Origin of the sequence: Sphingomonas floccifaciens, assembly GCF_042681125.1 — a bacterium.
In the GTDB taxonomy this organism is placed as follows: domain Bacteria; phylum Pseudomonadota; class Alphaproteobacteria; order Sphingomonadales; family Sphingomonadaceae; genus Sphingomonas; species Sphingomonas floccifaciens.
Genome location: NZ_JBHUFC010000002.1, coordinates 237,081 through 251,239 on the forward strand (window position 1 = coordinate 237,081; position 14,159 = coordinate 251,239).

The 14,159-nt window shown below is 65.3% G+C and carries 10 protein-coding genes and 1 tRNA gene; 7 read left to right on the plus strand and 4 right to left on the minus strand.

The features are described 5' to 3' along the window. Positions 1–344: 344 nt before the first annotated feature. Positions 345–1,553, minus strand: coding sequence for an LL-diaminopimelate aminotransferase (locus ACFSC3_RS03995; protein ID WP_380938979.1), 1,209 nt, complete (start codon positions 1,551–1,553; stop codon positions 345–347). Between the two features lie 104 nt (positions 1,554–1,657). Here ACFSC3_RS03995 and ACFSC3_RS04000 point away from each other — a divergent pair, with 104 nt between their 5' ends. From ACFSC3_RS04000 to ACFSC3_RS04020, 5 genes are all read left to right on the plus strand, one after another. Next, a complete protein-coding gene (locus ACFSC3_RS04000) occupies positions 1,658–3,400 on the plus strand; it encodes a PHA/PHB synthase family protein (protein ID WP_380938981.1) in 1,743 nt (580 codons plus the stop codon). A gap of 113 nt (positions 3,401–3,513) precedes the next feature. Further along, positions 3,514–4,287: a phasin family protein gene (locus tag ACFSC3_RS04005; RefSeq protein WP_380938983.1), complete on the plus strand. Its 774-nt coding sequence runs from the start codon at positions 3,514–3,516 to the stop codon at positions 4,285–4,287. Positions 4,288–4,421: 134 nt separating this feature from the next. Further along, positions 4,422–4,766, plus strand: coding sequence for an ATP-dependent Clp protease adapter ClpS (gene clpS / locus ACFSC3_RS04010; RefSeq protein ID WP_380939663.1), 345 nt, complete (start codon positions 4,422–4,424; stop codon positions 4,764–4,766). 479 nt (positions 4,767–5,245) lie between these two features. Beyond that, positions 5,246–5,479, plus strand: a complete 234-nt coding sequence (locus ACFSC3_RS04015) for a hypothetical protein (protein ID WP_380938985.1) — start codon at positions 5,246–5,248, stop codon at positions 5,477–5,479. A 272-nt stretch (positions 5,480–5,751) separates the two neighbouring features. Next, positions 5,752–6,324, plus strand: coding sequence for an FxDxF family PEP-CTERM protein (locus ACFSC3_RS04020; protein WP_380938987.1), 573 nt, complete (start codon positions 5,752–5,754; stop codon positions 6,322–6,324). A 203-nt stretch (positions 6,325–6,527) separates the two neighbouring features. Here the strand turns inward: ACFSC3_RS04020 and rlmB are convergent, their stop codons facing one another. Continuing rightward, the gene (rlmB, locus tag ACFSC3_RS04025) at positions 6,528–7,292 is read right to left on the minus strand and encodes a 23S rRNA (guanosine(2251)-2'-O)-methyltransferase RlmB (protein ID WP_380938989.1); all 765 of its coding nucleotides are present in this window, start codon (positions 7,290–7,292) and stop codon (positions 6,528–6,530) included. After that, a complete protein-coding gene (locus ACFSC3_RS04030) occupies positions 7,289–8,908 on the minus strand; it encodes a M20/M25/M40 family metallo-hydrolase (protein WP_380938991.1) in 1,620 nt (539 codons plus the stop codon). The genes rlmB and ACFSC3_RS04030 overlap by 4 nt, the downstream gene beginning before the upstream one ends. 161 nt (positions 8,909–9,069) lie before the next feature. Between ACFSC3_RS04030 and ACFSC3_RS04035 the strand changes: the two genes are divergently transcribed. Continuing rightward, positions 9,070–9,156, plus strand: a tRNA-Tyr gene (locus ACFSC3_RS04035). Positions 9,157–9,452: 296 nt separating this feature from the next. Here ACFSC3_RS04035 and glf read toward each other — a convergent pair. Then, a complete protein-coding gene (glf, locus tag ACFSC3_RS04040) occupies positions 9,453–11,816 on the minus strand; it encodes a UDP-galactopyranose mutase (protein ID WP_380938993.1) in 2,364 nt (787 codons plus the stop codon). 94 nt (positions 11,817–11,910) lie between these two features. On the opposite strand from glf, the gene ACFSC3_RS04045 reads away from it, so the two are divergent. Then, positions 11,911–14,157 carry a sugar nucleotide-binding protein gene (locus ACFSC3_RS04045; protein WP_380938995.1) on the plus strand — a complete coding sequence of 749 codons (2,247 nt, stop codon included), beginning with the start codon at positions 11,911–11,913 and terminating at the stop codon, positions 14,155–14,157. Positions 14,158–14,159 lie beyond the last annotated feature (2 nt).

A 14,159-nucleotide genomic window follows, 5' to 3' on the forward strand; every position in this document is an offset into this window, starting at 1 on the left:
CAGGGGAAGGTTTCCATGACCGCGCGGTGATCAGGCCGAGCGCGTGCGCGACTTGGATCGATTTCAGCAAGCCATGTCGTGCCGATAGTAGCTTGCGCCAATTCACGACTGCGACTGGCGTACGGATGCTTTCGTCGTGTCAGAGCTTCGCCAGACCTTTGCTAAAGTCCGCTGGCTTCCTTTCGCCGTCATTCCGGCGAAAGCCGGAATCCAGGGTGTCTATGCCCACGGCCTTCATCCGTTTGGCCCTGAATCCTGACTTTCGTCAGGATGACGGTTTTCTTGAGGAGAGATCGGACCTTCGCCAGGGGCTCGCCTTCGCGGGAAGGCGGAAGGAGCGGAGCTTACCCCGCGGCCTTGCTCCCCGCATTCACCCCCATCGATTGCAGGTACTTCTTCACGTTCCGCGCCGCCTGGCGTAGGCGTTGCTCGTTCTCGACGAGCGCGATGCGGACATAGCCTTCGCCGTCTTCGCCATAGCCGACGCCCGGCGCCACCGCGACCTTGGCATGGGTCAGCAGTTGCTTGGAGAATTCGAGGCTGCCCATGTCCTTGAGCGCGGGGGGCAGGGGCGCCCAGGCGAACATCGATGCCTTGGGCGCCGGAATGTCCCAGCCGGCGCGGGCAAAGCTTTCGACGAGTACGTCACGGCGTTTGTGATAGAGTTCGCGGTTCTTGGCGACGATATCCTGCGGGCCGTTGAGCGCGGCACAGGCCGCCGCCTGGATCGGCGTGAAGGCGCCGTAGTCGAGATAGGACTTCACCCGCGTCAGCGCGGCGATCAGCTGGCGGTTGCCGACCGCGAAGCCGATGCGCCAGCCGGCCATCGAATAGGTCTTGCTGAGCGAGGTGAACTCGACCGCCACGTCCTTGGCACCCGGAACCTGGAGGATCGAGGGCGTCGGGTTGCCGTCGTAATAGAGCTCCGAATAGGCAAGGTCGGACAGAATCCAGACCTTGTTCTCCTTCGCCCAGGCGACCAGCCGCTCGTAGAAGGCGAGGTCCACCGTCTCCGCCGTCGGGTTCGACGGGTATCCGCAGACGAGGACGCTCGGGCGCGGCACGGTGAAAGCCATCGCGCGGTCGAGCGCTTCCCAATAGCGTTCATCGGGGGTCGTGGGCACGGAGCGGATCGTGGCGCCGGCGATGATGAAGCCGAACATGTGGATCGGGTAGGAGGGGTTGGGCGCGAGCACGACGTCGCCGGGTGCGGTGATCGCGGTCGCCAGGCTGGCGAGGCCTTCCTTCGACCCCATCGTGACGACGACTTCGGTTTCCGGATCGAGATCGACGCCGAAGCGGCGGCCGTAGTAATTCGCCTGGGCGCGGCGCAGGCCGGGAATGCCCTTCGACTGCGAATAGCCGTGCGCGTCGGGCTTCATCGCGACTTCGCACAGTTTCTCAAGTACATGCGCCGGTGGCGGCAGGTCGGGATTGCCCATGCCGAGGTCGATGATGTCCTCTCCCCCCGCACGCGCCGCTGCCCGCATCGCGTTCACTTCGGCGATGACATAGGGGGGCAGGCGCTTCATGCGGTAGAATTCTTCGGACATGGTTCTCCCTTTCGGTTGCGCTCCCCCTACGCCATTCGGACGCATCCGGGAATGACGGATGCGCGTGGCGCCGCTAGAAGGTGTCGACACACGGAGAGGACGCCATGCCCGACACGACCCAGCCGACCCTGCCGAGCCTGGCGGACATGCAGCATTGGACCTGGGTGCTGGGCCGCGCGCAGCAGATGATGCTGGAGGCGGGGATCGACGCCGCGCAGGCCGCGCCGAAGATCACGACGCCGGCCATTCCGGCGATGACGATCGACCCCGCGCAGATGATGCAGGCGTCGGCCGATTTCTGGACCGACACGATGAAGCTGTGGCAGCGCTTCCTCGACCCCGCCACGGCCGAGCCGTTCAACGAGACGCCCGAACAGGCCCGCGACAAGCGCTTCAAGGCGCCCGAGTGGCGCGAGCAGCCGGTGTTCGACTTCCTGCGCCAGAGCTATCTGACGATCGCCGATCATCTGCTGAAGAATGTCGAGCAGATGGACGGGCTGGACGCGGGCCAGCGCGAGAAGCTGCGCTTCGCGACACGCGGCTTCGTCGATGCGATGAGCCCGTCGAACTTCGCGGCGACCAATCCGCAGGCCATCGCCAAGGCGATCGAGACACGCGGCGAGAGCCTGTTGAAGGGGCTCCAGAACATGCTGGCCGACATCCAGCGTGGGCAGCTGACGCACACCGATACGGAAGCGTTCGAGGTCGGTCGCAACATCGCGACGACGCCGGGCAAGGTCGTGCATCGCACGCGACTGTACGAGCTGATCCATTATGCGCCGACGACCGAACGGGTGCTTGCCACGCCGCTGGTCATCTTTCCGCCGTGGATCAACCGCTTCTACATCCTCGACCTGACGCCGGAGAAGAGCTTCATCGGCTGGGCGGTGGCGCAGGGGCTGAGCGTGTTCGTCGTGTCGTGGAAGTCGGCGGACGCTACGCTCGCGGACGTGAAGTGGGACGATTACGTCGCCGCGCAAATCGATGCGATCGACACGATCCGCGATCTGCTCGACGTGCCGTCGGTCCATACGATCGGTTACTGCGTCGCGGGCACGACGCTGGCGGCGACGCTGGCCGTGCTGGCCGCGCGCGGAGAGGCGGAGAAGGCGGCGAGCGCAACCTTCTTCACCGCGCAGGTCGACTTCTCGGGCGCGGGCGAGTTGCAGCATTTCGTCGACGACGAACAGCTCGGCTTCATCAAGAGCCTGGCAACCGACGGCTATCTCGACGGGCGCTACATGGCGGCGACGTTCAACCTGCTGCGCGGGCGGGATCTGATCTGGAACTATGTCAGCAACAATTACCTGCTGGGGCAGGATTATACCCCGTTCGACCTGCTGCACTGGAACGGCGACGTCACCAACCTGCCGGCCAGCTGGCACCAGAGCTATCTGACCGACCTGTACCGCGACAACCGGCTGGTCGTGCCGGGCTCGCTCAGCGTGCTGGGCGTCCCGCTCGACCTGACGACGGTGAAGACGCCGACCTATGTCCAGGCGGGGCGCGAGGATCATATCGCGCCGGCCGAAAGCGTGTGGAAGGTAACGCATCACTTCGCCGGGCCGGTGAAGTTCGTGCTGGCCGGATCGGGCCATATAGCCGGCGTGGTCAATCCGCCGGCGGCGGGGAAATACCAGTATTGGACAAACGACGCGGCGGCGGAATCGCTAACTGAGTTCGTTTCGGGAGCAAAGGAAACCAAGGGTAGCTGGTGGCCGGACTGGATCGAGTGGGTCCGCGCACTGGGCGACGATACGGTGAAGGCGAAGGGCGCGCGGTTGCCAGGCAAAGGCAAACTCGCTGCGATCGTTGATGCACCGGGCGACTATGTCAGAGCCCGGTAATCGACGGTGGGGCGGGAACTTTTTCCACCGAGATTATGTTGCAGTGCACAAAATCGGCTTGCAATTGCCGCAACTCACGCGTAATTGTGCACCGCAACAAAATAGGTGCACTTATGGCGAGCAAGACTTCGAAGACCATGAAGCCCGCGCCGAAGGTGACGGGTGATATCGCAAAGGCTGCGGCGGACACCGTCGTCGCCGCCGCGACAGCGCCGACCGCAGCGACCAAATCCGCGATCGAAGCCGTAAAGCGCGCGCCGACCAAGCCGGTTCCCGCAGCGATCGCCGCTCCCGCGAAGGCCGCACAGACCGTCGCGAAGCAGGCGGTCGACGCCGCGGCGCCGGTCGTGGAAGCCGCGGCCGAAGCCGCTGCCATCGTGACCCAACCCATCCAACAGGCGGTTGAAACCGCCGTTACCGCGGCCCCGCAGGTCGCTCCCACCGTAGAGAAGGACGTGACGAAAATGGCTACCCAGTTCGAAACCCCGAAGATGTTCAACGACGCCGGCGAGCGCGCCCAGGCGATGCTGGCCAAAAGCCAGACGATGGTCGCCGACATGGGCGAATTCGGCAAGGGCAACGTCGAAGCGATGGTCGAAGCCGGCAAGATCGCCGCCAAGGGCCTGGAAACGCTCGGCCAGGACGCCGCCGACTACACCCGTCGTTCGTTCGAGGGCATGACGGCCGCGCTGAAGACCATGTCGTCGGTCAAGTCGCCGACCGAATTCTTCAAGCTGCAGAGCGAGTTCGTCCGCTCGGCGTTCGACCAGGCAGTCGCCCAGTCGTCGAAGACGACCGAAGCGATGATCAAGCTGACCAGCGATGCCGCCCAGCCGCTGTCGAACCGCTTCGCGGTCGCCGTCGAGAAGGTGAAGACCGCCGCGTAATGCTGCGGTCCCATCCGGGAAGAGATGAAAAGGGGCGGTCGCCAGCGTGCGGCCGCCCCTTTTTCATGGGTGATCGAGACGGCCAAGGGTTGTCCGCCGGGCCGCCTGCGCATATTTTACCGCGCGTGACGATCATCCTTCCCATCACCGCGACCGACGACAACCGTTCCGACGACGAGGACGGCACGACGACCGGCGTCGCGACAAAGACCCGCGCCAAGACCAAGAAGCCGACGCCGTACCGCGTGCTGATGCTGAACGACGACTATACCCCGATGGAGTTCGTCGTTCTGGTCCTCCAGCGCTTCTTCCGCATGGATATGGATCAGGCGACGCAGGTGATGCTGCACGTCCACCAGAGAGGCGTCGGCGTGTGCGGCACCTTCAGCTATGAAGTCGCGGAAACGAAAGTCGGGCAGGTCATGGACTTCGCGCGGCAGAACCAGCACCCGCTGCAATGCACGCTGGAGAAGGCGTGATCGGGGCAGCGGATAAGCATCGCTGATCCGCGTCGCGGCCCCGATCGTGGCCTGCGGGCAGAGCCCGACCGACGACGCGGCTTTGCCGCGGCGCGCTTCTTTTCCGCCGTTCGAGCCGAGCGCAGTCGAAGCACCGTTCTGCGATACGCGCATCCACAGGTTGCGGCACGAATGGAAGGGCGTGCTTCGCCTCCCTGAGCGTCGGCGCGGCGGGGGTGGTGCTTCTGCCAATATTCACCGGCGTCTGCTCGGTTATTCCGGTGAAAGCCGGAATCCAGGGTTGCTACGGCTAAAGCCTCCATCTCTTCGGTTCCTGATCCTGACTATCGTCAGCATGACGGATTTTGAGCGGAGATAAGGACGTTCGCCGAGATTTCGCGAAGGCGGACTTCCTTCGCTTCTGACGCAGCAAAACTCATTTGCCGTCGCGAAGCGGATTTCGGCCAGTAGAGCGCGTCTCGACCTGCCAGATTGTCTTCGTGTCTGTCTCAGTCGCACCAATTCACGCCGACTTGTGTTTCTTTTTGGGACTCCAGGCGCTTTGCTGGTCCGACGGCGCACCGATATGGGCTTTCAATCCGGCATTGCTGCTCGACTATCTGCCGCTTGCGTCATCACTTGGCTGCGGTTTGATCGAAACGATGTTCGCTTCCCGCCGCCATAAAAATCGACGTTATTACAACGTCTTATCGCAATTATCAGCGGGCCGCTGAGAAGCTGATCGACCCGGGTACAGCCGCATCCGAAATTAACATATGTAAGTGATATCGAGTTTCGGCGGAAGATTTGGCTGGCAAGCGATAGCTGCCGTTCTCACCAGATGAAGTTAATCTCGCCCCGCCAGAAATGCGATTTCCCAAACTATGTTAAAGTCACGAATCGACGAAAATGTTAATAAATTATTCATCGTCATGAATCGGCGATAACTTCACGTCGGAGACGCAGCGGTGTGGGGGAGGGTAGCTGCGTCAATTGGGGAATTATCATGAAGAAGGCGATGCTTTCGGCCGCCATTGCGTTCTCGGCGATGGTAGCGGTTCAACCTGCCCTTGCTGCGACGACGGTCCAGACCTGCGGCAGCGGTGCGGCCGGTTCGTGCAGCATTACGTTCAACGGAACGAACGGCGTGTACAGCAACCTGGCGGTGACCAATTCGCCGTTCACCGACACCTATCTGTTCGATCTGGGTACCGGTACGCTCAGCCTCGATCTGACGACCACCTATGCGAACGCCAGGCAGGACATCGACTTCAGCCTGGTCCGCGTCGGCACCACCGGTTCGATGGTCAACGTGCCCTTCGTGCTGGGGACCGACGAGACCTATCGTATCTCGAACCTCGCGGTGACCGCTGGCCAGTACATGCTGACCCTGACCGGTGCGCGTGACAGCGGCAATGCGAACAGTGCATTCAACGCATCCTACACCGGCAACATCAACTTCGCTGCCGGCAGCGCAGTGCCCGAGCCCGCCACCTGGGCGATGATGCTGCTCGGCTTCGGCCTGGTCGGCGCGACCATGCGTCGCCGTGCCGCCACCGCGCGCGTCACCTTCGCCTGACGTCCGATCCGTCCTCGGACGGGTGAATAAAGAGCCGCTGGCCCATCGGCCGGCGGCTCTTTTCATTCGCGGGCCGTGTTGGAGCGGCTAGCGATAAATCGGGCTCGACCAACCCCGTTCGTGCTGAGCGAAGTCGAAGCACAGGAGCCCCATGCCCTTCGACTTCGCTCAGGGCGAACGGACCTGGTCAAAGGCTTGGCGTCCTAGCGCGCCGCCGCCACCGCATAGAGCGCGATCGCCGCGGCATTGGAGACGTTGAGGCTCTCGACCTTGTCTGAGATCGGCAGGCGCGCGAGCAGGTCGCAATGCGCCTCGACATTCTGGCGCATGCCTTCACCTTCGGAGCCCAGCACCAGCGCGACCTTCTGCTTGCCCAGCGCCTCGCCCAGCGTGACGGTGCCGGCGCCGGTCAGGCCGATGCGCCAATAGCCGGCCTCCGCCATCTCCTCCAGCGCGCGCGACAGATTGACGACGCGCACCCACGGCACCGTTTCCAGCGTGCCGGAGGCCGAGCGGGCGAGGGCACCGCTTTCGGGCGGGGCATGGCGGTCCTGCGTGACGATGCCGAGCGCGTCGAACGCGGCGGCGGAGCGCAGGACTGCGCCGACATTATGCGGATCGGTCACCTGATCGAGCACGATGATCGGGCGGTCGTCGTCGCGGCCCTGCGCCAGCAGGTCGCCCAGCCAGATATCCTCCAGCGGATCGACCTCCGCCACCAGGCCCTGGTGCGGCGCGTCGCTGGGCACCAGGCGGGCGAGATCGGCAGCGTCGGCGATCAGCAGTGGAATCGTCGGGTCGGGCTTGCCGAGCAGGCCGACCGAATCGGGCGTCGCCCAGATCTTGCGGATGCGGCGTTCCGGATTGGCGAGCGCGGCGAGCACAGGGTGCCGCCCCCAGAAGCGCGGGCGCGTCGAGGCGGCCGACTTGCCGGGGCGGTGGCCGGTCTTGGGCGGGCGGCGGCTCACCGGTCGTCGTCCGGATCGCCGTAAGCGAACGGGTCGGTGACCTTGGGCTGTTGCGGCACCGGTCCACGCGGCAGCGGCTTTTCGGCATTGGCGGCCTGGAGCAGCATGCCGGCCAGCACGATCGATCCCTGGCGCATATCGTCGCCCTTCAGCTTGTCGAACGTGTCGGCGTTCGAATGGTGGGTGCGCGATTCGTAATCGAGCGGGTCCTGGATGAACTGGAAGCCCGGCACGGCGACCTGCTGCATGAAGACATGGTCGGTGCCGCCGGTCTTTGAGATCACGACGTCCTTGGCACCCATCGATGCGAAGGGGGCGAGCCATTCGCGCAGGATCGGTGCAGCGGCGATATTGTTCTCCGCATAGATGCCGCGCAGCTTGCCGCCGCCGTTGTCGATGTTGAAATAGGCGGCAAGGTCGCCGTAGCCCGGCTGCGGCGTCACCGGCCAGCGGTTCGACCAGCCCATGTAGCGGTTGAGCCCGGTCTGGGTGTTGGTCCCCGTCCCGCGCGTCGCCAGATGCTTCTCGACATAGGCCAGGCTGCCCAGGATGCCCTGTTCCTCGCCGGCCCAGAGCGCGAAGCGGATGGTGCGCTTGGGGCGAACGTTCATCTTGGCGAGGATGCGTGCGGCCTCCATCACCATCATCACGCCCGCGCCGTCGTCGGTCGCGCCGTCACCCGCGACCCAGCTGTCGAGATGCCCGCCGGCCATGACATAGCCGGCCTTTGGATCGGTGCCGGGGATCTCGGCAATGATGTTATAGGCGTTACGGTCACTGTCGTCGAAGCGGACGTCGCTCATGACCTCCAGCACCGGCGCCGCGCCGACTTTGGCGATGCGCGCGAGGCGGCGGTAATCCTCCGCCGCGATCTGGATGCCGGGGATGGGGGAGGTGTCGCCGACGCCGAACAGATAGCCTTCGCCGTGCAGCAACATGCCGTCGCGGTAGCTTTCCGTCGCAAAGGCGACCGCGCCCTCGGCCTTCAGGAAGGCGACGAGCTTCTTCTGGAAATCGTTGCGCTTCAGCCGCCGATCGGCGGCGACGGGATCGTAGCGCGGCTGGCGGAAGCTATCGAGCTTGGCGATCTGGTCGCCCGACAGCCGCTCGAACGGGGCGTCGGTTTCTTCCGAGCCGTTCGTCGGCCGCGAGATCATGACGATCTTTCCGGCGAGCTTGCCGCGCCACGCATCGAAATGCCGCTCAGCGGTCATCGGCGCGACGATAACCGGTGCGCTGATCGTGCCGTTGGTGCCCGGCGTCCAGGCGATGGGGATCGCGGTCAGCTGGATCGGGCGGGGGCTGACCATGCGGACGCTGGCGCGCTCGATCGACCAGCCGCGGCCGAAGTCGAATCCCTCCTTGTGGACGTTCGACAGGCCCCATTCGCGGAACTTCTTCTGCGTCCAGTCCTCCGCCTTGCGCATCCCCGGCGAGTTGGTGAGGCGCGGGCCGATCATGTCCATGAGATACTGGCTGTTGACCATCACCTCGGACTGGTTCGTGCCCTCGTCGATGATCCGGGCGATGACGGTGCGGTCGACGCTCTGCGCGCCGACGGGCGACGCGGCGACGAGCGCGGTGGTGGCGGCGAGGGCGAGGGCCAGGCGGCGCATTGATCTTCCCCTTTTTTTCGATTGCCCCCTGCTATGCGGCACCCGCGCGGGGCGCAAGCAGTCCATGTCATACAAAGGTGCGTTGACAGCACGCATCCGCTTGGGCATTGGGCGCGCCTCGCTTCACCACGAGCGACCGTCCTTCGGGGCGCAGACCTGATGGACAGGTGGCCGAGTGGTTAAAGGCAGCAGACTGTAAATCTGCCCGGGTTTCCCGTACGCTGGTTCGAATCCAGCCCTGTCCACCATCTCCGCGGATCGCGGTGTTTTCGTACATTCAGGGCCGACCGATTTGTCGGGATCGAGTCGTGCGGCATTCTTTGCCGATCGAGCCGATTGGCTTCCTCATATGCTTCGCTCACCGGATAGGCGCCAGGATCGGCGAGCGGGATGCGGGCGGCGCGAGGTACAGTTTCACGGCGGTCATTGCGAGCATCGTCGATACCGCGACCGACACGCGGAGTTGCCGTTGTACGTTGCTGGAGCCCGCAAGGAACGGTGTCGGATGGATGCTCGGACTGGCCGAGCACCCAAAGCCAAATGTCTATGCAGCGACCTCGGTCGGCATGGTGGCGAGACTGGGCTCTCCGCCGTCCATAGGCGTTGCCAGTCGCCGGACGAGCCGGCGGGCGGTCGCGAGGGCCTGGCCCACGACTTGGTCCATATTGTAATATCGGTACGTCGCCAGCCGGCCGACGAAGGTGACGTCGCCTTCCGCGATCGCTAGTGCCTCATAGCGTTTGTACAGCGCCTGGTTCTCCGCCCGCGGGATCGGGTAGTAGGGATCACCCTCGGCCGACGGATATTCATAGGTGACGCTGGTCGCCGGACCGGTTTCGCCGGTCAGATGCTTGTACTCGGTGATCCGGGTGTAGGGCGTCGCTTCGTCGGGGTAATTGACCGTCGCCACCCGCTGGACCTGCGGCTGCGGCAGCGTGCGGTGCTCGAAACGGAGCGAGCGGTAGGGTAGCTTGCCGTAGCGATGGCCGAAATATTCGTCGATCGGGCCGGTGAAGACCAGATGGTCATGGGGATAGGCATCGCGGATCTGGGCATAATCGACGCCCAGCAGCAGTTCGATGTTCGGATGGTCGAGCAGCCTCTCGAACATCCGCGTGTAGCCGTCCGCCGGCATCGCCTGATAGGTGTCGGTGAAATAGCGGTCGTCGGTGTCGGCGCGGGTCGGGACGCGGGCGGTGACCGACTTGTCGAGCTCGCTGGGGTCCAGCCCCCATTGCTTGCGCGTGTAGCCACGGAAGAAGGTCTCGTAGAGTTCGCGCCCCACACGCGACACGACGACATCGGCACTGGTGCGGATCGGATCGACCGGCTCGGCGCGGGCGGCGAGGAAAGCCTCGACATCCTCCTCGCTTTCCAGTCCCGCATCATAGAGCAGATTGAGCGTGGTGCGGTTGATCGGCATCGGCACCTGCTGGTCGCCAACCTGCGCCAGCACGCGGTGCTCGTAGGGCCGCCATTCGGTAAAGCGCGACAGATAGTCGAACACATCCGGCGAATTCGTGTGGAAGATGTGCGGACCATATTGGTGGATCAGCAGCCCCGCGGCATCGCGCCGGTCGTAGGCATTGCCGGCGATATGCGGGCGGCGGTCGACGACCAGCACTTTCAGCCCGGCCGACGCGAGCCGCTCGGCCATCACGCTGCCGGCAAAGCCTGCGCCGACCACCATCACGTCATGGTGCTGGGGCTCGGGCGGCCAGCCGTCGGGGGAGACGATCGCTTCGATCTTGCCGTGATTGTTGCGCGCAGCGGCGATCAGCGCGCCCATCGCGGTGACGGTCGCCGCCCAGCTGCCCTCCGCCAACTGGATGTCCGCCGCATCGCGCCACGCGGTCCCCGACCGCAGCGCGATGGCGCGGTCGCAGGCGGCGACGAAGGCTTCGGGCGTGTCCGCGATCTGCACCCCGGCCAGCGCACCATAGTGACGGACGACGTCGGTGATCGGCGTCGACACGACCGGCAGGCCGGCGGCGAGATATTCCGGGGTCTTGGTCGGGCTGATGAAGCGCGTCGCCTCGTTTAGGGCAAAGGGCATCAACGCCGCGGTCCAGCCGCTCATATAGGCCGGCAGCTCGTCATAGGACCGCCCGCCCAGGTAATGGAGGTTCGGTGCCTGCGGCAGCGTCGCGGGGTCGATCTTCACGACGGGGCCAATGACGACGACGGACACGTCGGGGCGTTGCTCGGCGAGCGCCTTCAGCAGGCCGAGGTCCATGCGTTCGTCGACCACGCCGCAGAAACCGAGGATCGGGCCGGAAATGCTTGCCTGATCGTCCGGTTCGATCGCGTCCTCACGCGCCTGGCCGAAATGCGCGGTGTCGATGCTGGAGGGGAAGAGGTGGACATTGTGATGCCGCCCGCGCTTCGCCTCGTACAGGCTCGATCCGCCGGTGAACACGACGTCGGCGGCAGCGAACAATTCGGTTTCACGCGCCAGCAGACCCGGCGGCGGATTCTGGAAATTCGCCAGTTCGTCCATGCAGTCATAGACGGTGCATTCGGCCGCGACGTGACGCGAGAAGCCGAGCATCATCGGCGTATAATACCATTTGACCGCGACCCGCCGGCCGGCGAGCGCATCGTCGAGCAACGCGCGCAGGGCCGCTTCCTCGTCCACGACATCCTCGGGCAGTTCGGGCACGAGGACGGTCACGCCGCGCGTTTCGTCCCGTGTCTCCGCCAGTCGTGGCGCCGAGAGGCCGGGGATGCGCACCGGCTCTTCCCAGAACATCACGTCATAATGCTGGGCGAGCCCGCTCATCAGATGCTGCGGCCGTTGAAAGACGAAGGACCAACGCAGATGGCTGAAACAGATCAACGTCGCGGGGGCAGAAGGAGTGTATGACGCGTCGGACGCGCCCTGAATGTCGCTGGACGTGATCGGCACGATTGGCTCCCTCGCGAACCTATGGAGCCAAGAGAACCGCGAAAACCAGCCGAAGTTCCGCTAAGATATTGATTATAAACGTATTTTAGTCGGTTTGCCGGCAACGCTTGTTGCGCTGCGATCGTTCTTCGCCGTGAACGGCTCGGGCGATGGCATGGCGCGATTGGAACGATGGTGCGGAGCGGAAGCGACGGCGGCTCGCCTGGGCGACGCACGGGTCGATCAACTGCGCCTGACCGGGCACCACGACCGTATCGACGACCTGGATCGGATGGCCGCGCTGGGGTTCACGGCGGTGCGTTTCCCGATCCTGTGGGAACGCGTCGTGCAGCCGGACGGACGCCATGACTGGACATGGACCGACAGTCGGTTGGCGCGAATGCGCAGGCTGGGGCTGCGGCCGATCGCAGGGTTGGTCCACCACGGGAGCGGCCCGGATGACACCAGCCTGATCGCCGACGACTTCGCGCCCCGCCTCGCCGACTTCGCGCGCGCGGTAGCGGAGCGCTATCCCTGGATCGCCGATTGGACGCCGGTGAACGAACCGGTCACGACGGCCCGCTTTTCCGCGCTATACGGCTATTGGTATCCGCATCTGCGTGACGAAGGCGCGTTCTGGCGCGCGTTGGTCAATCAGATCGACGGCGTCGCGCAGGCGATGACGGCGATCCGGGAGGTGATCCCGCACGCCCGGCTGATACAGACCGAGGACATGGGGCGCACCTGGGCGACTGCGCCGCTTGCCGACCAGGCCGCGTTCGACAACCAGCGACGCTGGGCGGGGTTCGACCTGCTATTCGGGCATGTCACGCCCGGCCATCCCCTGTGGCACAGGCTGTGCGCAGCCGGATTGGGCGAGGCGCTCGCTCGACTGTCCGACAAGCCCTGTCCGCCCGACATCATCGGCCTGCACTGCTATGCGACGAGCGATCGCTTCCTCGATCATCGCATCGAGCGGTTTGCTGAGCAGGATCGTGGCGGCAACGGCGTGCGGGCCTATGCGGACGTGCCGGCCGTCCGCGCTCTCGATCCCGCGCCGCCGCCGTTCGCCACCGCGCTCGCCGATGCCTGGGCCCGCTACGCGACGCCGCTCGCGCTGACCGAGGTGCATCTGGGCTGCACACGCGAGGAGCAGATGCGGTGGGTCCGCGCGGCCTGGGACGCCGCGACCGCGGCCCGCGCCTCGGGCATCGACGTTCGTGCCGTAACCGCCTGGGCGCTGTTCGGCTGCCATGGCTGGGACACGCTGCTCACCCGACCGGGACGATATGAGCCCGGAGCGTTCGATGTCGCGACCGGCATCCCGCGCGCGACGGGCGTGGCGCGGCAATGGGCGTCGCTCGACAAGCGGGATGCCGTGGAGGGCACCGGCTGGTGGCAACGCCCGGACCGGTTCGCCGTCCCCGCCGCCGCCCGCCCGGCCGGAGTCGACGCCTGGTGCCCTGCCACCTGGCCGGCGCGTCCGCTGCTGATCTGCGGCGCGACGGGTACGCTCGGGCGCGCATTGGCCCGGGCGTGCACGGCGCGGGGGCTCCCGCATCGGCTGACCGGCCGCGACACGATCGACCTGGGCGACGCCGACGCCATCGCGCGGGGACTCGACACGATCGAGCCCTGGGCCGTGATCGACGCGACCGGATGGGTTCGGGTCGACGATGCCGAGGACGCTCGCGACGCCTGCTTCGCCGCTAATTACACCAATGCCACGGCACTTGCCCGCGCCTGTGCGACGCGCGGCCTGCCGAGCGTGCATGTGTCGAGCGACCTGGTCTTCGACGGCGCGAAGGATGGCCCCTATGTCGAGGACGACGTGCCCAATCCGCTCGGCGTCTATGGCGCCAGCAAGCGGGCGATGGAGGATGCGTGCCTGGAGCAGGCGCACCGCCCCTTGATCATTCGAACCGCGGCGTTCTTCTCTCCCCACGACAGACATAATTTCGCGGTCCAGACCGTCGCTGCGCTGGCGCGGGGTGAGCGATTTGCTGCGGCCGACGACCTGTTCGTTTCGCCCAGCTATGTCCCCGCACTGACCGACGCGATGCTCGACCTGCTGATCGACGCCGAAACCGGCATTCGCCATCTGGCCGGCGATCGCGTCGTGAGTTGGGCGGAGTTCGCGCGCCGCATTGCCGCTGCCTGTGGGTTCGATCCGGGCGCGATATCCGGTGTGTCGGCAGCAGCCCTGTCGTTTCGAGCCCGGCGTCCGGCGCGATCGGGCCTTGCCAGCACTCATGTCGGTTCGCTCGGCGCGCTCGATGCGTCCATCGCCGACTTTGCAACGACGGCGAGCGGGCATCTGGTCGAAGGTAATCTTCTGAATCCTGTCAAAGTACTCACTTAGAT

Excerpts from the sequence above, each read along its gene's own strand:
- ACFSC3_RS03995 (WP_380938979.1), bottom strand. The coding sequence starts at position 1,553 with ATGTCCGAAGAATTCTACCGCATGAAGCGCCTGCCCCCCTATGTCATC.
- ACFSC3_RS04005 (WP_380938983.1), top strand. The coding sequence starts at position 3,514 with ATGGCGAGCAAGACTTCGAAGACCATGAAGCCCGCGCCGAAGGTGACG.
- ACFSC3_RS04000 (WP_380938981.1), top strand. The coding sequence starts at position 1,658 with ATGCCCGACACGACCCAGCCGACCCTGCCGAGCCTGGCGGACATGCAG.
- ACFSC3_RS04030 (WP_380938991.1), bottom strand. The coding sequence starts at position 8,908 with ATGCGCCGCCTGGCCCTCGCCCTCGCCGCCACCACCGCGCTCGTCGCC.
- ACFSC3_RS04020 (WP_380938987.1), top strand. The coding sequence starts at position 5,752 with ATGAAGAAGGCGATGCTTTCGGCCGCCATTGCGTTCTCGGCGATGGTA.